The organism is Pseudomonas sp. KBW05, assembly GCF_003852405.1.
Classification (GTDB): Bacteria; Pseudomonadota; Gammaproteobacteria; order Pseudomonadales; family Pseudomonadaceae; genus Aquipseudomonas.
In genome coordinates this window covers 254,265-277,334 of record NZ_QAJM01000019.1, presented here as the reverse complement: position 1 = coordinate 277,334, position 23,070 = coordinate 254,265, and the positions used below count along the sequence as shown (strand labels likewise).

At 60.3% G+C, this 23,070-nt stretch carries 19 protein-coding genes; 5 read left to right on the top strand and 14 right to left on the bottom strand.

The window, feature by feature from the left end:
* Positions 1–78 precede the first annotated feature (78 nt).
* Positions 79–2,379, bottom strand: a complete 2,301-nt coding sequence (locus DBR46_RS19705) for a TonB-dependent siderophore receptor (RefSeq protein WP_124527508.1) — start codon at positions 2,377–2,379, stop codon at positions 79–81.
* A 205-nt stretch (positions 2,380–2,584) separates the two neighbouring features.
* Here DBR46_RS19705 and DBR46_RS19700 point away from each other — a divergent pair, with 205 nt between their 5' ends.
* Both DBR46_RS19700 and DBR46_RS19695 read left to right on the top strand, forming a co-directional pair.
* A complete protein-coding gene (locus tag DBR46_RS19700) occupies positions 2,585–3,265 on the top strand; it encodes a Fe2+-dependent dioxygenase (protein WP_017737742.1) in 681 nt (226 codons plus the stop codon).
* 1 nt (position 3,266) lies between these two features.
* Positions 3,267–4,019: a tetratricopeptide repeat protein gene (locus DBR46_RS19695; RefSeq protein WP_124527507.1), complete on the top strand. Its 753-nt coding sequence runs from the start codon at positions 3,267–3,269 to the stop codon at positions 4,017–4,019.
* Between the two features lie 122 nt (positions 4,020–4,141).
* Here DBR46_RS19695 and DBR46_RS19690 read toward each other — a convergent pair whose 3' ends face one another.
* The 5 genes from DBR46_RS19690 to DBR46_RS19670 all read right to left on the bottom strand — a co-directional run bounded on the left by DBR46_RS19690 (position 4,142) and on the right by DBR46_RS19670 (position 9,248).
* Complete coding sequence (locus DBR46_RS19690) at positions 4,142–5,305, bottom strand: type III PLP-dependent enzyme (RefSeq protein ID WP_010213203.1); 1,164 nt, start codon at positions 5,303–5,305, stop codon at positions 4,142–4,144.
* Positions 5,306–5,795: 490 nt separating this feature from the next.
* Positions 5,796–6,953, bottom strand: coding sequence for a betaine/proline/choline family ABC transporter ATP-binding protein (locus DBR46_RS19685; RefSeq protein WP_124527506.1), 1,158 nt, complete (start codon positions 6,951–6,953; stop codon positions 5,796–5,798).
* Positions 6,950–7,603 (bottom strand): ABC transporter permease, encoded by a 654-nt coding sequence (locus DBR46_RS19680; RefSeq protein WP_124527505.1) that lies wholly within the window; start codon positions 7,601–7,603, stop codon positions 6,950–6,952. The genes DBR46_RS19685 and DBR46_RS19680 overlap by 4 nt, the downstream gene beginning before the upstream one ends.
* A gap of 11 nt (positions 7,604–7,614) precedes the next feature.
* Entirely contained in the window at positions 7,615–8,511 is an 897-nt protein-coding gene (locus DBR46_RS19675; protein ID WP_124527504.1) for a glycine betaine ABC transporter substrate-binding protein, read from the bottom strand.
* Between the two features lie 20 nt (positions 8,512–8,531).
* Entirely contained in the window at positions 8,532–9,248 is a 717-nt protein-coding gene (locus tag DBR46_RS19670; protein ID WP_124527503.1) for an ABC transporter permease, read from the bottom strand.
* 332 nt (positions 9,249–9,580) lie between these two features.
* Here DBR46_RS19670 and DBR46_RS19665 point away from each other — a divergent pair, with 332 nt between their 5' ends.
* The 3 genes from DBR46_RS19665 (at position 9,581) to DBR46_RS19650 (ending at position 12,009) form a co-directional block, all read left to right on the top strand.
* Positions 9,581–11,164, top strand: coding sequence for a peptide chain release factor 3 (locus tag DBR46_RS19665; RefSeq protein ID WP_124527502.1), 1,584 nt, complete (start codon positions 9,581–9,583; stop codon positions 11,162–11,164).
* A gap of 256 nt (positions 11,165–11,420) precedes the next feature.
* Positions 11,421–11,666, top strand: a complete 246-nt coding sequence (locus tag DBR46_RS19655; RefSeq protein ID WP_124527544.1) for a hypothetical protein — start codon at positions 11,421–11,423, stop codon at positions 11,664–11,666.
* Between the two features lie 97 nt (positions 11,667–11,763).
* The gene (locus DBR46_RS19650) at positions 11,764–12,009 is read left to right on the top strand and encodes a hypothetical protein (RefSeq protein ID WP_124527501.1); all 246 of its coding nucleotides are present in this window, start codon (positions 11,764–11,766) and stop codon (positions 12,007–12,009) included.
* Positions 12,010–12,122: 113 nt separating this feature from the next.
* Here DBR46_RS19650 and DBR46_RS19645 read toward each other — a convergent pair whose 3' ends face one another.
* From DBR46_RS19645 to DBR46_RS19610, 8 genes are all read right to left on the bottom strand, one after another.
* Positions 12,123–13,094, bottom strand: a complete 972-nt coding sequence (locus DBR46_RS19645) for a peptide ABC transporter ATP-binding protein (protein WP_017138288.1) — start codon at positions 13,092–13,094, stop codon at positions 12,123–12,125.
* Positions 13,094–14,062: an ABC transporter ATP-binding protein gene (locus tag DBR46_RS19640; protein WP_017739469.1), complete on the bottom strand. Its 969-nt coding sequence runs from the start codon at positions 14,060–14,062 to the stop codon at positions 13,094–13,096. Before DBR46_RS19640 ends, DBR46_RS19645 begins: the two co-directional genes overlap by 1 nt.
* A gap of 10 nt (positions 14,063–14,072) precedes the next feature.
* Positions 14,073–14,984 carry an ABC transporter permease subunit gene (locus tag DBR46_RS19635; RefSeq protein ID WP_026137147.1) on the bottom strand — a complete coding sequence of 304 codons (912 nt, stop codon included), beginning with the start codon at positions 14,982–14,984 and terminating at the stop codon, positions 14,073–14,075.
* A 10-nt stretch (positions 14,985–14,994) separates the two neighbouring features.
* The gene (locus DBR46_RS19630) at positions 14,995–16,005 is read right to left on the bottom strand and encodes an ABC transporter permease subunit (RefSeq protein WP_003171721.1); all 1,011 of its coding nucleotides are present in this window, start codon (positions 16,003–16,005) and stop codon (positions 14,995–14,997) included.
* Between the two features lie 76 nt (positions 16,006–16,081).
* A complete protein-coding gene (locus DBR46_RS19625; protein WP_124527500.1) occupies positions 16,082–17,680 on the bottom strand; it encodes an ABC transporter substrate-binding protein in 1,599 nt (532 codons plus the stop codon).
* Positions 17,681–17,760: 80 nt separating this feature from the next.
* Positions 17,761–19,176: an OprD family outer membrane porin gene (locus DBR46_RS19620; RefSeq protein ID WP_124527499.1), complete on the bottom strand. Its 1,416-nt coding sequence runs from the start codon at positions 19,174–19,176 to the stop codon at positions 17,761–17,763.
* 170 nt (positions 19,177–19,346) lie between these two features.
* Positions 19,347–20,951, bottom strand: a complete 1,605-nt coding sequence (locus DBR46_RS19615) for an ABC transporter substrate-binding protein (RefSeq protein WP_124527498.1) — start codon at positions 20,949–20,951, stop codon at positions 19,347–19,349.
* A 303-nt stretch (positions 20,952–21,254) separates the two neighbouring features.
* A complete protein-coding gene (locus tag DBR46_RS19610) occupies positions 21,255–22,883 on the bottom strand; it encodes an ABC transporter substrate-binding protein (RefSeq protein ID WP_124527497.1) in 1,629 nt (542 codons plus the stop codon).
* Positions 22,884–23,070: the final 187 nt, after the last annotated feature.

The window sequence follows — 23,070 nt, the reverse complement described above, 5'->3', positions numbered from 1 at the left end:
TATCGAGAAATATTCTGTTTTACACGCAAAAGCCCCACGCATTCGATGCGTGGGGCTTTTGCCGTTTGCTGCCCGCTTTTAGAAGTGGAAGCTGGTGGACAGCAGCGCCGTGCGACCCGCCGCCTGGTTGGCGAAGTGCGAGGCGTAGGCTTTGTCGTAGTAGGTCTTGTCGGTCAGGTTCTGCACGTTCAATTGCAGGTCGACGTTCTTGGTCAGCTTGTAGCTGGCCATGGCGTCGTAGCGGGTGTAGGACGGTACGTACACGGTGTTGGCCGCGTCGCCGTAAACCTGGTCGACATAGAACGCGCCGCCACCGATGGTCAGCTTCGGCGTCACGTTGTAGGTGGTCCACAGGCTGAACGAGTTTTCCGGGGTGTTCGGCATCTGGTTGCCTTTGTTCGAACCGGTCGTGACGACGCCCAGGCGGGTGCCGTTTCTGCCTGGATCAACCAGTTCGCTTTTCAGGTAGCTGTAGCCGGCAAACACCTGCCATTGCTCGGTGATCTTGCCGCTGGCGGACAATTCCAGGCCGTCGACGCGGGACTCACCGGCGGTTTCGTAGGTGTTGGAATCCACCAGGATGCGGGTGTTTTTCTTCTCGGTACGGAACACCGCAGCCGACAGCGACAGGCGGTTGTGGAACAGGTCCCACTTGGTGCCCAGCTCGTAGTTGACGGTTTCTTCCGGTTTCAGGTCGCTGGTGTTGATGCCGGTCGGGATAGCGTTGCTATCCACACCTTCACCCACCAGGCCGCCCGCTGGCGACGCCGAGGTGGCGTAGGAAGTGTAGATGCTGCCGTTTTCCAGCGGCTTCCAGACCAGGCCGGCCTGCCAGTTGAAGAATTGGCTGTCGTCCTTGACCTTGCTGCGGCCGGTGGTGGCATTGGTGTTGGCTTCGGTGTCGAAGGTGTCGTAGCGGACACCCACGTTCAGCAGCCATTTCGGGTCCAGCTCGATGGTGTCGAACACATAGGCGGCGCGGCTGGTGGCCTTGGTGTTGGTGCCCATGTAGTTGCGTGCGACGCTGCCGGTCCAGGCGTCGTCCGGGTTCGGGTTGCCCAGGGAGGTGCAGCTGCCGCCGCTGTTGCCGACCATGCCCGGCAAGCAGCCGTTGGGTGTTGGGTTGGCATTTGGCGTGATGGTGTAGCCGCTGACGCGGGTTTCTTCACCGGTGAATTCCAGGCCGGTGGAGTAGCTGTGCTTGAAGCCCAGCGCCTGGAAACTGCCAAACAGATCGGTCTGGTTGGTGGTGGTGGTCGTAGTGGAGACGCGGGCGTTGGCGCGGCGCCACACGGTGCCGTACTTGTTGACGTTGCCTTTGCTGTCGTCCGGCTGGGTGAGGACGTAGTCCTGGCCGGTGCTGCCATGACGCAGGGTGTTTTTCAGCGTCATGCTGTCGTTCAGGTCGTGCTCGACGGAGATCGTGCTGATGTCGGCGCGGGTCTTGCGGAAGTCGCGATCCTTGAGGCCGTAGAAGTTGCTGCTGTCGCCGCCGTCGGTGGGTTTGTCGTGGACGTGGGTGGTGGTCGTGGCCGAACCGTAGCCGTACGGAATGCCCGAATCCGGCAGGTCGTTGCTTTCCATGTGGTAGTAGCTGAGGTTGACGCGGGTCGGGGTGCCCAGGCCAAAGGTCAGCGACGGGGCCACGCCCCAACGGTCGTAATTCACCGCGTCGCGGCCGGCGACGTTCTGTTCGTGGCTCATCAGGTTGAGGCGGAACGCGGCGCTGTCGTCGAGGAACTGGCGGTTCACGTCGAGTGTGTAGCGGCGGGTCTGGTCGGAACCGTAGGTGAAGCCGCCGTTGGTGAAGTCCCGCGCTTGTGGGGTCTTGCTCACCAGGTTGAGGCTGCCACCGGCCGAGCCGCGACCGCCGAAGGACGAGTTCGGGCCTTTGCTGACTTCGATGGATTCGATGTCGAAGATCTCGCGGCTCTGGCCGCCGGTGTCGCGTACGCCATCGAGGTAGGTGTCGCCCTGGGCGTCAAAACCACGGATGAACGGACGGTCGCCCTGTGGGTTGCCGCCTTCGCCGGCGCCGAAGGTGATCCCCGGCACGGTGCGCAAGGCATCTTGCAGCGAGGTGGCGGCGGTGTCCTTGAGGACTTGTTGCGGCACCACGGTGACCGAACGCGGGGTATCTACCAGCGGCGCGGTGTACTTCTGCGAGGAGGCCTTTTCGACCTGGTAGGACGTCTGGTCCTGTTCCTGGCCGGTGATGCTGGTGGCGCCCAGGGAGATGCTGTTGCGCTCGCCTTTTTGTTCAGTGTCGTCAGCCGCTTGCGCCAGGTGGGCAGCAGAGCCGGCGGTCAGGGCGACGCCGATGGCCGAAGCCAACAGACGTGGTGAACTGGCAGGTGTTTTTATTGAAGTGCGCGACATGACGTGTCCTTTCCCCAAGGATGTGAGGCGGCGGAATATAGGGCGAACACGACTTTCTATCAATTGCGATACATTGCTAATTGCATTGAATTTACATTCTTTACACTTTTTGCTTACGGTTTTTACGATGTCATCCGTCCACGGCGTTTTACAGGCTTGATAAGAATCAATACCATTGGCGTCTCTCTGCATTCAGGTATCGCCCATGTTGCTGCACATTCCCGGCCTGTTCTCTCGTGAGGAAGTGCAGCGCATCCGCCAAGCCCTGGAAAGCACCGATTGGGCCGACGGCAAAATCACCGCCGGGCACCAGTCCGCCAAAGCCAAGCACAACCTGCAACTGCCCGAAGGCCACCCGTTGGCCAAGGAAATCGGCGCGGCGATGCTGGAGCGGCTGTGGAAAAACCCGCTATTTATGTCAGCGGCGTTACCGCACAAGGTCTTCCCGCCGCTGTTCAACTGCTACACCAGTGGCGGCAGTTTCGACTTCCATATCGACAACGCCGTGCGCCAGGCCCGGGGCAGCATTGAGCGGGTGCGCACGGACTTGTCGTCCACCTTGTTCTTCAGCGACCCGGAGGAATACGACGGCGGCGAACTGGAGATCCAGGACACCTTTGGCTTGCAACGGGTCAAGTTGCCGGCTGGCGACATGGTGCTGTACCCCGGCTCCAGCCTGCACAAGGTCAACGCCGTGACCCGTGGCGCGCGCTACGCCTCGTTCTTCTGGACCCAAAGCCTGGTGCGCGAAGACAGTCAGCGCACCCTGCTGTTCGAAATGGACGGCGCGATCCAGCAACTGACCGCCGATGTGCCCGACCATCCGGCACTGATCCAGCTCACCGGCACGTACCACAACCTGTTGCGCCGCTGGGTCGAGGTCTGACATGGGCTTCCTGCTGCGCCGCGAAGAAGTGCTCAACGTCGAGCAACTGCAAGCCATGCTCGACGACTCCCCGGTGCGCGCCGCCCAGGCGATCCTGATGGCGGCGAAGGAGGGCGTGGTGGATGCCCAGGCGCTGCTCGGGCAAATCCTCCTGGAAGGCCGTGGTATTGCGCGGGATGAAGCGCTGGCGTTGCGCTGGTTCCAGATCGCGGCCCAGGGCGGGCACTTGATGGCGCGCAATATGGCCGGGCGGTGTTTGGAGCATGGTTGGGGCTGTAGCGCCGATGAGGTTGCTGCGGCGAAGGCGTATCGCTTGGCGGCCGAGGCTGGGTTGGATTGGGCGCAGTACAACTACGCCAATCTGCTGGCTACCGGGCGTGGTGTTGCTGAAGACCAATCGCAAGCGCTGACTTTATATCGCCGGGCAGCCGAGCAAGGCCATGCCAAGTCGATGAACCTGCTGGGGCGTTATCTGGAAGACGGGCGGTTCTGTGCGCAGGATCTGGACACAGCTGTGGATTGGTATCGTCGTTCGGCCGAAGGCGGGGATTTTCGCGGGCAGTTCAGTTATGCGGCGGTGCTGGCGGACAGAGGCCAGGTCGATGCGGCGTTGGAGTGGTTGCGCAAGGCGTTGGCGGGGGGGAATTTGAAGTTTTTGCGCACGGCGCAGAAGGCACTGGCCGCGGCGAATGATCCGCAGATTCGCGCGATGGCCGATGCATACGAGGCGCGCGCCACACAACTGAACCTGTAAACACCGACTGTGGCGAGGGAGCTTGCTCCCGCTGGAGTGCGAAGCGCTCCCAAAATCGTGGGGCCGCTGCGCAGCCCAGCGGGAGCAAGCTCCCTCGCCACAGGGAGCCGGTTTCTACAGGGTCAGACGTAGAAGGATTTCAGTGGCGGAAAGCCATTGAACTCAACCGCGCTGTAGCTGGTGGTGTACGCACCCGTCGACAACCAGTACAAACGATCACCAATCGCCAGGTTCAGCGGCAGGCCGTACTTGTAGTTTTCGTACATGATATCGGCGCTGTCGCAGGTAGGACCGGCGATGACCACTTCTTCCATCTCGCCTTTCTTCTCGGTCCAGATCGGGAACTTGATGGCTTCGTCCATGGTTTCGATCAGGCCGGAGAATTTGCCCACATCCGTGTACACCCAACGCTCGACGGCGGTACGGGATTTACGTGCAACCAATACCACTTCGCTGACCAGGATACCGGCGTTGGCGATCAGCGAACGGCCCGGCTCCAGGATGATTTCCGGCAGGTCGTCGCCGAAGTCTTCCTTGAGGAAGCGGATGATTTCTTCAGCGTAGGTTTCCAGGCTGTTGGTGCGGGTGATGTAGTTGGCCGGGAAGCCGCCGCCCATGTTGATCAGCTTCAGGTGGATGCCGTCTTCTTCTTTCAGGCGTTCGAAGATCACTTTGACCTTGGCGATGGCCGCGTCCCACACGCTGATGTCGCGCTGTTGCGAGCCGACGTGGAACGAGATGCCGTACGGCACCAGGCCCAGGTCGCGGGCGAGGATCAGCAGGTCCATGGCCATGTCGGTCTGGCAGCCAAACTTGCGCGACAAAGGCCAGTCAGCCGTGGTCGAGCCTTCGGTGAGGATACGCACATACACTTTCGAACCCGGGGCGGCCTTGGCGATGTTGCGCAGGTCGGCTTCGGAGTCGGTGGAGAACAGACGCACGCCCTTCTCGTAGAAGTAGCGGATGTCCTTGGATTTCTTGATGGTGTTGCCGTAGCTGATACGGTCGGCGCTGACGCCGCGGTCCATGACCTTGTCCAGCTCGTAGATCGAGGCGATGTCGAAGCTCGAACCTTTCTCTTTGAGCAGGTCGATAATCTCGACAGCCGGGTTGGCCTTGACGGCGTAGTACACCTTGGCGAATTCGAAACCGGCGCGCAGGTCGTCGTAGGCCTGGCTGATCATCGCGGTGTCGATGACCACGAATGGGGTTTCTTGCTTGTCGGCGAACGCCTTCATTTTGTCAAAAGTGGCGCGCGCGAAATAGTCTTCGACGTTGATCGACATGCTGGGAACTCCTAAGGGCAAACTAGATTGATCAATGGGTGCAAATGAACGTCCTCCGTATCCCCACTTTGGTTCGCCTACTTCCCAAGGCATGTCGCCGAAAGCAAAAAGGCCATGGGAATAACCGCTTCCCTTGGCCTTGCTGTCTCGTCGTCAGTACTTGAGCCGGATGGATCGTTTCCAGCATGGACGTTCGGCGCGAACTTTAGGGCGTGAGGGGCTTGAGATCAACTAAAAATGTCGCGTTTTTGCACGCGTTCGTCGCGAGGACCCGTGCAGCTACTTATGTAACCGACAGGTGTGACGGAATGATGTTCCCCGGATGGGGCAAATTGAGGTGTTTCAGACACAATGGAGATCCAATGTGGGAGCGGGCTTGCTCGCGAAGGCGGCGTGTCAGTCGATAGATGTTTGACTGATACACCGCCTTCGCGAGCAAGCCCGCTCCCACACAAGCCCGCTCCCACAGTTTTAACCGCAGGGTGTCAGATCAAGCCAACGCAGTTTCGGCAGGCGAAACGATGCTGGTCTTGCCCCCCCGGGACTTGCCGGAACTCAAGTACTCGGCAATCGACTCCTGGGTCACTTCCCCAAGGAACACCCGCTCCGCATCCATCACCGGCAACCACGAGCGGTTGAACTCGTACATGCGCGACAACAGGATGCGCAAATGCTCGTCATACGCCGCCGTGGCGTTGAACTCGCGCAGGTACTGGCCGCAGGTACCGGTCTGACGGTGCAGGTCGCGACGTCGTACATAGCCCAGCGCCTTGTTCTCGGCGCAGGTCACCACCACATAGCGGCGGTCATGTTCGTCCATCAGTTCCAGCGCGTCGGCTACCGGGGTTTCCGGGCTGACGGATGGCGCGTTGTCCGCCGCGTCCTCGGCCTTCACCAGCAGCAGGCGCTTGAGGGTGCTGTCCTGGCCCACGAAGTTGCTGACGAACTCGTCGGCCGGGTGCGCCAGCAGCGTGTCCGGGTGGTCGATCTGCAGCAGCTTGCCGGCGCGGAAGATCGCGATCTTGTCACCCAGCTTGATGGCTTCGTCGATGTCGTGGCTGACCATGATCACCGTCTTGTTCAGCGCGCGCTGCATCTCGAAGAACTCGTTCTGGATCATCTCGCGGTTGATCGGGTCGACCGCGCCGAACGGCTCGTCCATCAACAGCAGCGGCGCATCGGCTGCCAGTGCGCGGATCACGCCGATCCGCTGTTGCTGCCCGCCCGACAACTCACGCGGGTAGCGATGCAGGTACTGCTTGGGTTCCAGCTTGATCATGCTCATCAACTCGCGGGCGCGGTCGTGGCACTTCTGCTTGTCCCAGCCGAGCAGTTTCGGCACCACCACGATGTTTTCCTCGATGGTCATGTTGGGGAACAGGCCGATCTGCTGGATCACATAACCGATGTTGCGGCGCAGGGTCACGGCGTCGAGGTCGGTGGTGTCTTCGCCATTGATCAAAATCTTGCCCGAGGTCGGCTTGATCAGGCGGTTGATCATTTTCAGCGTGGTGCTCTTGCCGCAGCCCGAGGGGCCGAGGAATACGCAAATTTCGCCTTCGTTGACGGTCAGGCTTACATCGTTCACGGCGGTGACAGTCTTGCCGTTGCTTTGGAAGGTCTTGGACAGGTTTTGAAGTTCGATCATTTGAGCAATCCTTTTGGAGTCAGCGAGCGTTGCAGCCATTGCAAGAGCAGGTCGGCGAAGATGGCCAGGAGACTGACCAGCACGGCGCCAACGATCAGCATCGACATGTCGCTGCGGCTGATGGAAGCCAGAATAAGTACACCCAGGCCACCGGCGCCGATGGTGGCGGCGATGGTCATCACGCCGATGTTCATCACCACGGCGGTACGCACGCCGGCGAGGATCACCGGCACGGCGATGGGCAACTCGACCATGCGCAGGCGCTGGCCGAAGGTCATGCCGATGCCGCGCGCGGCCTCGCGAATGCCCGGTTCCACGCCGGTCAGGGCCAGGTAGGTGTTACGCATGATCGGCAGCAGGGAGTAGAGGAACACGGCGGTGATCGCCGGCATCGGCCCCAGGCCCTGGCCGAATTTGGAGTAGAACGGCAGCAGCAGGCCGAACAGGGCGATGGATGGCACGGTCAGCAGCACCGTGGCGCTGGCTTGCAGCGGGCCGGCCAGGCTCGGGAAGCGCGTCATCAGGATGCCCAGGGGCACGCCGATGAAGATCGCGAGGATCACGGCGATACCCACCAGGGTGATGTGCTGCCAGGTCAGGTGCAGGACTTGGGCCCAATCAAGATGGGAAAAGGCGTTCAGGAATTCCATGTCTTCTCCTCTTATTGATTGATCGGATGTTGGCGCAGGAAATCTGCGGCAACAGCGGAAGGGCTTTCGTGATCGACATCGACCCGCGCGTTCAACTGGCGCATGGTTTCGTCGTCGAACAGATCGGCCAATGGCTTGAGGTCAGCGGCCAGTTCCGGATGGGCGTCGAGATAAGCCTGACGCACCACCGGCGCGGCGGTGTAGTCCGGGAAGTAGTGTTTGTCGTCTGCCAGCAGCTTCAGTTTGAAGGCGTTGAGGCGACCGTCGGTGGTGTAGACCAAGCCTGCAAACACCTGGCCATTGCGCAGCGCGGTGTAGACCAGGCCAGCGTCCATCTGCCGGGTGTTCTTGCGGGTCAGGTTCATGTCGTACAGCTTGACCATGCCGGCCAGCCCGTCGGAGCGGTTGGCGAACTCGGTGTCCAGGGCCACCAGGCGATGGGCTTGGGCATCGTCTGCCACGGCTTGGGTCAGGTCGCTGATGCTGTTGATCTCGGGATGCTCGGCGGCCACTTTTTCCGGCAGTGCCAGGGCGTAGGTGTTGCTGAAGCGCGATGGGGAGAGCCAGACCAGGCCTTTTTTCGCGTCGAGTTCTTTCACTCGGGCGTAGGACTGTTCGCTGTCGAGTTTCTCGTCCACATGGTTGTAGGCCACCAGCGACACGCCGGTGTATTCCCAGATCAGGTCCAGTTGCCCGCTTTCCTGGGCACTGCGCGCCAGGTTGCTGCCTAGGCCACCGGTCACGCGGGTGTCGTAACCCTTGGTGCGCAGGTATTGGGAGGTGATTTCGGCGAGCAGGGTCTGTTCGGTGAACACCCGGGCGCCGATGCGGATCACGGGTTTTTCAGCGGCTTGCGCAATGCCTGCGAACAGCAGGACGCAGCCTAATATCAAGCTAAGTTTTTTCATGTCGATTCCTTTGCCAAGCCTTAAGACGCGCGCAACCCGCGTTCCAGCCAGAGGCGGCTGGCCAGGGTCACCAGACCGTCGAGCAGCAAGGCCAGCAACGCGGTACACGCGGCGCCGAGCAGCAATTGCGGCTGGTTGTTCAGGGCGATGCCGGGGAAGATCAGGCTGCCCAGGCTGTTGGCGCCAATCAGGAACGCCAGCGGTGCGGTGCCGACGTTGATCGCCAGGGCCACGCGCACGCCGCCGATGATGATCGGCACGGCGTTGGGCAATTCCACGCGCAGCAGGATCTGGCGCGGCGTCATGCCGATGCCGGTGGCGGCTTCTTTCAGGGAACCCTGGACGTTTTTCAAGCCTTCGTAGGTGTTGCGCACGATGGGCAGGAGGGAGGCGAGGAACAGCGCGAAGATCGCCGGGCCGCTGCCGATGCCGAGGACGCCGAGGGCGATGGCCAGTACGGCCAGGGGAGGGACGGTGTTGCCGATGTTGAAGATCTGCATGAAGCGTTCTGCGCGCCCGACCATGTGCGGTCGGCTGAGCAGGATACCGGCGGGGATGCCCACAACAAGGGCGGCCAGCATGGAGACTAGAACGAGGATCAGGTGTGCTTGCAGGTAAAACAACAAATCGTCGCGGTACAGTTCGATCGTGTTGATGCCGATCCAGTGGATCAGCAGGGCCAGGAGGGCGACGACAACCGCGCCTCCTATCAGCCCTTTGCCATAGCGAATAGCCACAGGCGGACTCCTTTTTTTCTTCTGTCGGCGAGCACATTTCCGAGCGGCAATGCCATTCCTGGCTGTCGGCGAATGTGGTCGCGAAAAGCAGCTCGCTTATACCGGCAACGCGGTAAAAATCCGAGCCATGAGCGCAGCCTCGTCAGGCTAACTTGCTGATTTATCAGCCCCTGTTCCGAGTGCGGTAGCAGGGGAGTGGACGTCTCGACCTTTTAAAAGGTTCCATACTTGGCAGCATTTAGCCACCCCCAATCGGGTGAACGGTGGTCCGGCGCCCGGGGTTTGCGCTATACTCGCCGCCCTTTTTTGACTCACCTGCCAGGCGATTTCCCATGACCCACCAGGCCGCCGAAGTCGCGAAACGCCGCACTTTCGCCATTATTTCCCACCCCGATGCCGGTAAAACCACCATCACCGAGAAACTCTTGCTGATGGGCAAGGCAATCGCTGTGGCCGGCACGGTGAAATCCCGCAAATCCGACCGCCATGCCACCTCCGACTGGATGGAAATGGAAAAACAACGGGGTATTTCCATTACCACGTCGGTCATGCAGTTCCCGTATCGCGACCACATGGTCAACCTGCTCGACACCCCGGGCCACGAAGACTTCTCCGAAGATACCTACCGCACCCTGACCGCCGTGGACTCGGCGCTGATGGTCCTCGACGGCGGTAAAGGCGTCGAGCCACGTACCATCGCCCTGATGGACGTGTGCCGTCTGCGTGACACGCCGATCGTCAGCTTCATCAACAAACTCGACCGCGACATCCGCGACCCGATCGAGCTGTTGGATGAAATCGAAGCCGTCCTGAAGATCAAGGCCGCGCCGATCACCTGGCCGATTGGTTGCTACCGCGACTTCAAGGGCGTGTACCACCTGGCCGACGACTACATCATTGTCTACACCGCCGGCCACGGTCACGAACGCACCGAAACCAAGATCATCGAGAAGCTCGATTCGGACGAAGCCCGCGCCCACCTGGGTGACGAGTACGACCGCTTTGTCGAGCAGCTGGAACTGGTGCAGGGCGCCTGCCATGAATTCAACCAGCAGGAATTCCTCGACGGCCAACTGACCCCGGTGTTCTTTGGTACTGCGTTGGGCAACTTCGGTGTCGACCACGTACTCGACGCCGTTGTGGATTGGGCGCCGAAGCCGTTGGCCCGTGTCGCCAACGAGCGCACCGTCGAGCCTGTGGAAGAGAAATTCACCGGCTTCGTGTTCAAGATCCAGGCGAACATGGACCCGAAACACCGCGACCGCATCGCCTTTATGCGCATCTGCTCCGGCAAATACGAAAAAGGCATGAAGATGCGCCACGTGCGCACCGGCAAGGACGTACGCATCGGCGACGCCCTGACGTTCTTCTCCTCCGAGCGTGAACAGCTGGAAGAAGCCTACGCCGGCGACATCATCGGCCTGCACAACCACGGCACCATCCAGATCGGCGACACCTTCACCGAAGGCGAAGCGCTGGGCTTCACCGGTATCCCGCACTTCGCCCCGGAACTGTTCCGCCGCGTACGTCTGCGTGACCCGCTGAAATCCAAGCAACTGCGCCAGGGCCTGCAGCAACTCGCGGAAGAGGGCGCCACCCAGGTGTTCTTCCCCGAGCGCAGCAACGACATCATCCTCGGCGCCGTGGGGGTGCTGCAGTTCGATGTGGTGGCTAGCCGCTTGAAAGAGGAATACAAGGTCGAATGCTCCTACGAGCCCATCACCGTGTACTCCGCGCGCTGGATCGATTGCAGCGATAAGAAGAAGTTGGAAGAGTTCTCCAACAAGGCTGTGGAAAACCTCGCGGTGGACGGCGGTGGTCACTTGACCTACCTGGCGCCGACCCGGGTGAACCTGGCGTTGATGGAAGAGCGCTGGCCGGATGTGAAATTCCGCGCGACCCGCGAGCACCACTAAGGGCTGAGCGGTAAAAAAGGGTGAAGCTGTCATGGCTTCACCCTTTTTCATGCCAACACAAAACTAACTGTGGGAATGGGCTTGTGTGGGAGCGGGCTTGCTCGCGAATGCGGTGGATCAGCCAGCAGATGCTGTGAATGACACTCCGCATTCGCGAGCAAGCCCGCTCCCACATTTTGGTCTTCATCAGCCTTGGGATTGGCGAGAACCGTATATCGGGTCTAGTTTTTACCCACCGACCGTAAAGGAGACCGCTGTGTTTAGTATTCAACGCGTTATCCATCTGGTTCTACTCGCCGGCCTGGCGCTACCCACCGCCCCCGCCCTGGGCGGCGCCGGCACACCCCAATGGAAAGACACCGGCCCCGTCACCAAGCGCAAGCAACAGGAGGTCAACTCCGGCAGCTGGCAGCCCCAGGCCCAACCCGCGCCCAAGGAAGACGCCGAAAACCCCTACAACGAAGGGGAAGACAGCGAAACCTACGACGACGGCGACACCTGACGGGCGAGTGGCGCAAATCCTGGATCGGAACTAGCTTGATTGTGAGCACCGGCCGAACGCCGGGGCGCATAGTTCACTGACTGGACGGAAACCGACCATGACTATCTTTCAACGTGTAGTGCTGTTGCTGAAAGTGTTGGTGCTGTTAACGCTGGGCACCACCACCGCATGGGCCAATAGCGCCGTGCAAAGCCAGGCGCCTGGGTTTGTGGCGGCGAAGAGCTTGCTTCTGGCCAAGAGCGAATCAGAAGCCGGTGACAAAGACCAAGGCGGCTCCGCGGATGACGATGACCAGCAAGCCCCACCGGAAGACGATGACAGCGAAGGTGACAGCGACACTTGAGTCGAGGCGAAAAAAAGCCCCACTTGCCGGACTGATGCGCAATCCGACGAGTGGGGCGGTAGAACTCCTGTAATGCCCTGGGTTTGATCACCCAGGGCATTTTTGTTGCGTGATTACGCCACAAACTGCTCCGCGTAGTGGCAAGCCACCTGACGGTTATCCAAGGCACGCAGTTGCGGCTCCTCGCTGCTGCACCGCGCCGTCGCATACGGGCAGCGCTTGTGGAAGGCGCAGCCAGGCGGCGGGTTCAGCGGGTTGGGCAGTTCGCCGACGATCTTGATCTTCGGCTTGTTCGGGTCCGGGTGGATGGTCGGGGTCGCCGACAGCAGCGCCTGGGTGTACGGGTGCAGCGGGCGCGCGTAGATGTCTTCCTTGGGGCCGACTTCCACCGGACGGCCGAGGTACATGACCATCACGTCATCGGCGACGTGTTGCACCACCGCGAGGTTGTGGGAAATGAACACGTAAGCCGTGTTGAATTCCTGCTGCAAATCCATGAACAGGTTGAGCACCTGGGCCTGGATCGATACGTCGAGTGCCGAGGTCGGTTCATCCGCCACCAGCACTTTCGGTTGCAGCATCATCGCCCGGGCCAACGCGATGCGCTGGCGCTGGCCACCGGAGAACATGTGCGGGTAGCGCTGATAATGCTCGGGGCGCAGGCCCACTTGCTTCATCATCGCCTGCACTTTCTCGCGACGTTCGGCGGCGGACAGGTTGGTGTTGATCAACAACGGCTCGCCGAGTTGATCGCCGACTTTCTGCCGAGGGTTCAACGACGCGTACGGGCTCTGGAACACCATCTGCACGTCTTTGCGCAATTGCTTGCGCTGGGCCTTGTCGGCGCCAGCGACTTCCTGGCCGGCGATTTTCAAGGAGCCCGAAGACGGCTCTTCAATCAGCGTGAGTGCACGGGCCAGGGTGGATTTGCCACAGCCCGACTCGCCGACCACGGCGAGGGTCTTGCCGGCTTCCAGCTCGAAGGACACGCCATTGAGTGCACGAACCAGCGCATGGCCCTTGAACAGGCCACGGGACACTTCGTAGTGACGGGTAAGGTCGCGGGCGGTAAGAACGACGGCCATTACGCCACCTCCTGGTTCAAGGGGTAGAAGCAGCGCGCGAGGCTGTTGGTTTTTGGATCAAGCCCCGGGCGTTGGGCGCGGCAGGATTCCTGCACATACGGGCAGCGCGGCGACAGCAGGCAACCCTGCGGGCGGTCATAACGGCCGGGAACGATACCCGGCAACGTGGCCAGGCGCGTGGCGCCCAGGCTGTGCTCGGGGATCGCCTTGAGCAGCGCTTCGCTGTACGGATGCGCCGGGATGTCGAACAACTGCGGCACCTGGCCGACTTCTACCGCTTGGCCGGCGTACATCACGCACACACGCTGGGCGGTTTCAGCTACGACTGCGAGGTCGTGAGTGATCAGCACCAGGCCCATGTTCTGTTCTTTTTGCAGGGCCAGCAGCAGTTCCATGATCTGCGCCTGGATGGTCACGTCCAACGCGGTGGTCGGCTCATCGGCGATCAGCAGTTTCGGCTCGCCGGCAATCGCCATGGCGATTGCCACGCGCTGGCTCATACCGCCGGACAGTTGGTGCGGGTAGGCATCCATGCGGCTGGCAGCGCCTGGGATTTCCACCTTTTCCAACAGTTCGATGGCGCGCTTGCGCGCTTGCTTGCCGGACATTTTCAGGTGCAGGCGCAGCACTTCTTCAATCTGGAAACCCACGGTGTAGCTGGGGTTCAGTGCGGTCATCGGGTCCTGGAACACCATCGCCAGGTCTTTGCCGACGATCTGGCGGCGCTGGCGGTTGCTCAGCTTGAGCATGTCCTTGCCGTCGAAGTTCAGGGCGTCGGCGGTGACGATGCCGGGGTGCTCGATCAGGCCCATCAGCGCCATCATGGTCACGGATTTACCCGAGCCCGACTCGCCAACGATCGCCAGTACTTCGCCTTTGTCGACGCTGATGTCGAGGCCATCGACCACCGGCACAGCGGTCTTGTCGCCGAAGCGTACGTTGAGATTCTTGATTTCTAACAATGACATGGGAATCTCCTCAGGCGGCGTTCTTGAGTTTCGGGTCCAGCGCATCGCGCAGGCCGTCACCCATCAAGTTGATTGCCAGCACGCTGAGCAAAATGGTCAAACCAGGCAAGCTCACCACCCACCAGGCGCGTTCGATGTAGTCACGGGCCGAAGCCAGCATGGTGCCCCACTCCGGGGTTGGCGGTTGTACGCCCAGGCCGAGGAAGCCCAGGGCGGCCGCGTCGAGGATCGCCGACGAGAAGCTCAGGGTGGCCTGCACGATCAGCGGTGCCATGCAGTTGGGCAGCACGGTGATGAACATCAGGCGCGGCAGGCCGGCGCCAGCGAGGCGGGCGGCGGTCACGTAGTCACGGTTCAGTTCGCCCATCACGGCGGCGCGGGTCAGGCGCACATAGGACGGCAGCGAGACGATGGCGATGGCGATCACGGTGTTGATCAGGCCAGGGCCGAGGATCGCGACAATGGCCACGGCCAGCAGCAGCGACGGCAGGGCCAGCATGATGTCCATCAGGCGCATGATGGTCGGGCCAAGCAAACGCGGGAAGAACCCGGCGAACAGGCCCAGCAGGATGCCCGGAATCAGCGACATCACCACCGATGACAAACCGATCAGCAACGACAGGCGCGAGCCCTGGATCAGGCGCGAGAGCAGGTCACGGCCCAGTTCGTCGGTGCCCAGCAGGAACTGGATCTGCCCACCTTCCAGCCAGGCCGGCGGCGTCAGCAGGAAGTCGCGGTATTGCTCGCTGGGGTTGTGCGGTGCCACCCAAGGGGCGAACAGCGCGCAGAACACGATCAGCAGCATGAAGGCCAGGCCGGCCACCGCGCCTTTGTTCTTGGAAAAGGCTTGCCAGAATTCTTTGTACGGGGACGGGTACAGCAGGCTTTGATCGACTGCTGACACGGGAGTAGGTGTGGTCATGGTCATAATCTCAGCGCTGGTGACGGATGCGTGGGTTGGCGAAGCCGTAGAGGATATCCACCACGAAGTTCACCAGGATCACCAGGCAGGCGATCAACAGGATGCCGTTTTGCACCACCGGGTAGTCCCGTGCGCCAATGGCTTCGATCAGCCATTTGCCGATGCCGGGCCACGAGAAGATGGTTTCGGTCAGGACCGCACCGGCCAGCAGCGTGCCGACTTGCAGGCCGACCACGGTCAGTACCGGGATCAGCGCGTTACGCAGGCCGTGGACGAATACCACGCGCGCTGGCGACAGGCCCTTGGCCTTGGCGGTACGGATGTAGTCTTCGCGCAGCACTTCGAGCATCGACGAACGGGTCATCCGCGCGATCACCGCCAGCGGAATGGTGCCGAGCACGATGGCCGGCAGGATCAGATGGTGCAGCGCGTCCCAGAAGGCGTCCGGCTCGTCAGCCAGCAGGGTGTCGATCAGCATGAAGCCGGTGCGCGGCTCGATGTCGTAGAGCAGGTCGATACGCCCGGACACCGGGGTCCAGCCCAGGCTCACGGAGAAGAACATGATCAGGATCAGGCCCCACCAGAAGATCGGCATCGAATAGCCCGCGAGGGAGATGCCCATCACCCCGTGGTCGAACAGCGATCCTCGCTTCAAGGCCGCGATCACCCCGGCCAGCAGGCCCAGGATACCGGCGAACAACAGGGCGGCCATGGACAGTTCCAGGGTCGCGGGGAAGAGGGCGGTGAACTCGGTCCACACGCTGGTGCGGGTACGCAGGGATTCGCCAAGGTCACCCTGGGCGAGCTTGCCGACGTAGTCCAGGTATTGCGCATACAACGGCTTGTTCAGGCCAAGGCGTTCCATTGCCTGTGCGTGCATCTCGGGGTCGACGCGCCTTTCACCCATCATCACTTCGACGGGGTCGCCAGGGATCATGCGAATCAACGCAAACGTGAGCAACGTGATGCCGAAAAACGTGGGGATCAATAACCCCAGTCGGCGGGCAATAAAACTAAACATCTTGTCGTGTACCTCAATCAGCCGGTTAGGCAGGTCCGGCACCACCCAGGTGGGCGGTGCCGAGCGTTTTTCTTATTTACTTCGCCTGGGTGGTGGCGAAGTTATTGGTGCCGAGAGGGCTAAGGGTGTAGCCCTCTACGTTTTTGCGCATGGCGGTGAACAGTTTCGGGTACGCCATGGGAAGCCATGGTTGGTCTTTTTCGAAAACGTCCTGTGCTTGTTCATAGAGCGCCGCGCGTGTTGCGGGTTCCTTGGCGGCACGGGCCTTGTCGATCAAGTCCTGAAACTCCTTGTTACACCAGCGCGCGTAGTTTTCGCCGTTTTTCGCTGCATCGCAACTCAGGTTCGGCGTGAGGAAGTTATCCGGGTCGCCGTTATCGCCCACCCAGCCGGCCGATACCATGTCGTGCTCGCCACCTTTGGCGCGCTTGAGCATTTCGCCCCATTCCATGACTTTGATATTGATCTTCAGGCCAATCTGCGCCAGGTCGGCCTGCATGCGCTGGGCACCCAACATTGGGTTGGGGTTGGTCGGCCCGCCGCCGTTACGCGTGAACAAGGTAAATTCGGTGCCTTCCGGTACGCCGGCTTCCTTGAGCAGGGCGCGGGCTTTGTCCAGGTCCCGTGGCGGGTTTTTCAGCTTGTCGTTGAAGCCCAGCAAGGTCGGTGGATACGGGCCGGTGCCCACCACCGCGTTGCCTTTGCCGAACAGTGCTTCGGTATAACCCGCTTTGTCGAACGCGATGTTGATGGCGTGGCGTACCCGTGGGTCGCTCATGTACTTGTGGGTGGTGTTCATGGCGATGTAGCTGGTGGTCATTGCCGCCAACCCATCGACCTTCAGGTTCGGGTCGGCTTGCATGCTCGCCACGTCATCCGGTTTTGGATACAGCGCGATCTGGCACTCGTTGGCCTTGAGCTTTTGCAGGCGCACGTTGTTGTCGGTGGTAATCGCCAGGATCAGCGGATCGGCCGGCGGCTTGCCACGGAAGTATTCCGGGTTGGCCTTGTAGCGCACCTGGGCGTCCTTGGCGTAGCGCGTGAACACAAACGGCCCGGTGCCGATCGGCTTGGCGTTCAGGTCATCGGTCTTGCCGGACTTGAGCAACTGGTCGGCGTATTCCTTCGAATGTATTGAAGAGAATGCCATGCCCAGGTCGGCCAAAAACGGCGCTTCAGGACGGGTCAGGGTAAAGACGACGGTGTGATCGTCGGTTTTCTCTACGCTCTTGAGCAGTTCCTTGAAGCCCATGCTTTCGAAATACGGGTAGCCCACGAGGGACTTTTTGTGCCACGGATGGTTCGGGTCCAGCTGGCGCTGGAAGCTCCAAAGCACGTCGTCGGCATTCAGGTTGCGCGTGGGTTTGAAGTAGTCGGTGGTGTGGAACTTGATGTCATCACGCAGGTGGAAGGTGTAGGTCAGGCCATCTTCGCTGATTTCAGGCAGGGCCTTGGCCAGTGCCGGAACCACTTCGGTGGTGCCGGGCTTGAAGTCCACCAGGCGGTTGAACAGGGTTTCTGCTGCAGCGTCGGCGGTGACGGCCGTGGTGTACAGGACCGGATCGAAGCCTTCCGGGCTGGCTTCGGTGCAGACCACCAGCGGTTTGGCCGAAATGCCGACGGCCACGCTCAACAGAGCAGCGGCGATAGCGGCTTGTAGTGGGAGCAATTTCATTCGGAGCCCTCTGCAATCGATGGGACCAGACAAGCGTAGACGGCGGGCTCGTCCTGAGCCCGCCGTCTACCTGGCGCTAATTAAAGAATGTTGAACGGGATGGTGGTAACCAGACGGAATTCGTTCAGGTTGCCGTCAGACTGTTCTTTGGTTGCGCGGTGAGCGACATAGGTCGCGCGGATGGTGGTGGCCTTCAATGGACCACTCTGTACCGCGTAGGACGTGCCGATACCGTACTCGTAGTGGTGTTCGCCGTCCTGCGACTGGACGCCGTCATAGCCTTTGCCTTCTACGCCACGGTTGCCGGTGTAGTGCGTACCGTCGATGCCCCAGCCGCGAGCCGAGTAGATGTTGAACTTCAGGCCTGGCACGCCGTATTCGGCCATGTTGATACCGTAGGCAACCTGGAAGGACTTCTCGTTCGGGCCGTTGAAGTCCGAGGTCAGGGAGTTGGCCAGGTAGATACCGTTGGTTTCGTGCAGGTAGTCGAAGTACTCGTTACCGTTCACTTGCTGGTAGGAGAAGGTCAGGCTGTGAGCCTGGTGAGTCAGGCCCAGGGACAGGGAGAAGGTATCGTTGTCGATATCCCCCATCAGCTTTTTGCCTTCATCGACGGTTTTGTAGTAGTTGAAACCGGTGGTCAGGCCCAGCACCGAGCTGTCACCCAGTTCGTGGGTGGCGCCGAAGTAGTACTGGTTCCAGAAGTCTTTGACGTTGGCGCCGAAGAAGCTGGTTTTCAGGCTCTTGAACGGCTGGTAGTTGGCACCCAGGGTGTAGACCTTGTCGGTCTCGACGCCATCAGCGCCTTTGCTGTTGTACTCGCTGCGGAACTTCGACAGGCTCTGCTCGGTACGTGGCGAAACGCGGTCAAACACGCCGCCCTGGAACGACAGGTTGGTGAATTCTTCGCTGTTGAAGCTCACACCTTCAAAGCTCGACGGCAGGGCACGGTTGCCGATGGTGTCGACGATGCCGCTGCTGAAGTTCTGGCGACCGGCGGTCAGGGTGGTGTTGGACACGCGGAACTTGACGTTGGCCAGGCCCAGTTTGCTCCACTGGTCTACGGCGTCACCGTAGGAGTGGGCCAGGGTGCGGTTGGAGCCGCCGGCGATGTCGTCCCGGTTACGGATCAGCGAGATCACGTTGTAGGCCGCGACTTCGGTGCTCACGCCAACGGTGCCTTGGGTAAAGCCCGAGGTGTAGTTGAGGATGGTGCCCTGGTCCCAGTTGTAACGGCGGGAAACGCGGGTCTTGTTGACGTCGCCTTCGTTCTTGTAGTAGCCGATGCGCGTGTCGCGACGGAACATCTCGTTGGAGTACCAGTTACGCGTGGTGCCGCCCAGGCTTTGACCGTCGATAAAGCCTTTGGCCTCGCTTTGGGCACTGGTGCCGGCCAGGGTGGTAGGAACGAAGTCCTGGCTTTGGGTTTCAGCGTAGGCGGTTGCCGTGATGGTGCTGATGGCCAGGGCCAGAAGCGCTTTGCTGCTCAGTTTCATGGGTGAAGCTCCTTTGGTTCTCTTTTTTATGCCGGTCTTATTAGGTGATCCGGCTATTGGGTTTGTAACTCGTTCAAGCCTTTGCAAACGTTTGCCCAAGGGGAATTCCCGAAATAAGGCTGCACGTTTGCCGCAGAGCCAATTTCGCTCTGCGCCATCCGGTTATTTTCTTATGGGGTGATACTGACGCCCGAGAACACGTTGCGGCCGAAGGGGCTCACTTTGAAACCTTCGACTTTGGCGCTTAACGGCTGGTTGACCGTCGAGTGGGCGACCGGCGTGATCGGCACCTGCTGCTTGAGCAGTTGCTGCGCCTGTTTGTACAGAACAGTCCGTTGTTCGCGGTCGGTGACGACCTTGGCTTGCTTGATCAGCTTGTCGTACGCCGGGTCACACCACATGGAGTAGTTGTTCCCGCCGATGGCGTCGCAGCTATAGAGGGTGCCCAGCCAGTTGTCCGGGTCACCGTTGTCGCCGGTCCAGCCGATCAAGCTCACATCGTGCTCACCGTTCTTGGTGCGCTTGATGTATTCGCCCCACTCGTAGCTGACGATCTTCACTTTCAGGCCAATCTTGGCCCAATCGTTCTGCAGCATTTCTGCCATCAGCTTGGCGTTGGGGTTGTAGGGGCGTTGCACGGGCATCGCCCACAGGGTGATCTCGGTGCCTTCTTTCACGCCGGCAGCCTTGAGCAGTTCCTTGGCTTTTTCCGGGTTGTAGGCGGCGTCCTTGATGGTGTCGTCGTAGGACCACTGCGTCGGTGGCATGGCGTTGACCGCCAGTTGCCCGGCGCCCTGGTACACCGCGTTGAGGATGCTTTGCTTGTTCACCGCCATGTCCAGCGCCTGGCGCACTTCGAGCTGGTCGAAGGGCTTGTGGCGCACGTTGTAGGCGATGTAGCCGAGGTTGAAGCCCGGCTTGGTCAGCAATTGCAGGTTCGGGTCGGCCTTGAGGGCGTCGACGTCGGCAGGGCGTGGGTGCAGGGTCACTTGGCATTCGCCGGCCTTGAGCTTTTGCACGCGCACCGACGCGTCGGTGTTGATGGCGAAGATCAACTGGTCCAGCTTGACCTTGCTCGGGTCCCAGTACTGTTTGTTGGGTGCGTAGCGGATCTGCGAGTCTTTCTGGTAACGCTGGAACACATACGGGCCAGTGCCGATCGGCTTCTGGTTGATGTCGCTGGGCTTGCCGCTCTTGAGCAATTGCTCGGCGTACTCGGCCGACAGGATGGCGGCGAAGCTCATGGCGATGTTCTGCACGAACGCGGCGTCTACCGTGTTCAAGGTCATCACCACGGTGTGCGGGTCGGTTTTCGCGACCTTGGCGATGTTCTTGTTCAGGCTCATCCCGTTGAAGTACGGAAACTCGGTGGGGTAGGCCTTGCGGAATGGGTGCTCGGGGTCAAGCATGCGATTGAAGGTGAACAGCACGTCGTCGGCGTTGAAATCGCGCGTCGGCTTGAACTCCTTGTTGCTGTGGAACTTCACCCCTTCACGCAGGTGGAAGGTGTAGGTCAGGCCATCTGGCGAAATATCCCACTTGGTTGCCAGAGCAGGCACTACGTTGGTCTCGCCTTTTTCAAACTCGACCAGGCGGTTGTACAGCGGTTCGGCTGCATCGTTGTCGGTGGCGGTGGTGTATTGCGCGGTGTCAAAACCAGCGGGGCTGCCTTCGGAGCAGAACACCAGGCTCTTCTTGTCGGCGGCTTGGCCCATCGTGGCCACAGCCAGCAGGCTGGTGGCAAATAGTGCGGATAGAACGGTGGTATGGCGCATGACGATCCCGATCCTTGTTTGTAGTTGTCGTCAGCGAGCAATCACCCGGTCTTTGAGGACCGGGATGCATCGCTGACCCCACACGGCAAGTGCCCTATCAGATTGAAGCTTCTGCGGCCCTACGACGTTATGGGTCGAGGGTTGCGCAGTAAATGCACAAAATCTGACTGTTGTTGTAGGTAACGGAGACGCAGGTCGAAGTTTGTTGCCGTAGGACGGCAACGGGTTCGGCTGTGGTCTATTTCCTACTTCCTGGGCGGATGCAATAACGGCGACGTTATGAAACGTCGCCGCCAGTGACCCTTACTTGCCGCTTACGCTCACGCCGTAGAAGGAGTTCAAGCCAAACGGGCTGATCTTGAAGTCCTGCACGGTGTTGCGCATGGGTTGATACACCGTCGAGTGCGCGATAGGTGTCATCGGGACAGCATCTTTGAGGATATGTTGCGCCTGCTTGTACAGCTCGGTGCGTTTGGCGACATCCGAAGTAGCCTTGGCTTCTTTCACGGTGTCGTCGAATTTCTTGTCACACCATTTGGAGAAGTTGTTACCGGCCAGCGAATCGCAGCCGAACAGTACGTTCAGCCAGTTGTCCGGGTCACCATTGTCGCCGCTCCAGCCAATGATCATGGCCTGGTTCTCGCCGCCTTTGGAGCGCTTGATGTACTCGCCCCACTCGTAGCTGACGATGTTGACGTTCAGGCCGATCTGTTTCCAGTCGTTCTGCAGCATCTCGGCCATCAGCTTGGCGTTCGGGTTGTACGGACGTTGAACAGGCATGGCCCACAGGGTGATCTTGGTGCCTTCCTTGACGCCGGCTTCCTTGAGCAATTCCTTGGCTTTGGCCTGGTCGAACTTCGCATCCTTGATGGTGGTGTCGTAGGACCATTGGGTTGGCGGCATGGCGTTGACCGCCAGTTGACCGGCGCCCTGGTACACGGAGTCGATGATCTGTTGTTTGTTCACCGACATGTCCAGTGCCTGGCGTACACGCAGGTCGGACAATGGGTTGGCGTCAGTCTGGCCCTTGAGCACCGGCATCACGTTGTAGGCGATGTAGCCCAGGTTGAAACCGGCCTGATGCGGCAGTTTCAGGTCCTTGTCGTCGCCCAGCGCCTTGAGGTCGGCCGGACGCGGGAACAGGGTCACCTGGCATTCGTTTTTCTTCAGCTTCTGGATACGCACCGACGGGTCGGTGGTGATGGCGAAGATCAGGTTGTCGATCTTCACGTCCTCAGGTTTCCAGTAATCCTTGTTGCCGGTGTAGCGAATGTTCGAGTCTTTCTGGTAGCTCTTGAATACGAACGGACCAGTGCCGACTGGCTTCTGGTTGATGTCCTGGGCCTTGCCTTCTTTCAACAGCTGGGCAGCGTATTCGGCCGACTGGATCGAAGCGAAGCTCATGGCCAGGTTCTGGATGAAAGCCGCGTCCACGGTGCCAAGGGTGAACTTGACGGTGTGGTCATCGACTTTCTCGATGTTCTTGATGTTGGTGTCCATCCCCATATCCGTGAAGTACGGGAATTCGGTGGGGTAGGCTTTGCGGAACGGATCGTCCTTGTTGATCATGCGGTTGAACGTGAACAGCACGTCATCGGCATTGAAGGTACGGGTCGGTTTGAAGTACGGGGTGGTGTGGAACTTCACGCCGTCGCGCAGTTTGAAGGTGTACGTCAGGCCATCCGCGGATACATCCCAGCTAGTGGCCAGCCCAGGAATCACAGCGGTGCCGCCGCGCTCGAACTGGGTCAGACGGTTGAACATGGTTTCGGCCGAGGCATCGAAGTCTGTTCCGGTGGTGTACTGGCCTGGGTCGAAACCGGCCGGGCTCCCTTCGGAGCAGAACACCAGGTTAGTCGCCGCTTGGGCGAAAGGAGCTGCGGCCATAAGGCCAGCGCTAACAATTAACGGAATGACTGCGTGTTTAAGCATGTTGGCCTCATGATTTGTTGTCATTTTTGGTGGTGAGGGCGACCTCGTGAGCCGGCCTGCGGATACTTATGCAGGGGCCATACCCATTGCAAGATGCAGAACCGTTAGGAGGCTGAAAGAGTGGTACGAACGTACAGGAATGTCGCAATTATGAAAGTTTCTACATAATTGAGTACATTTTGAGGGT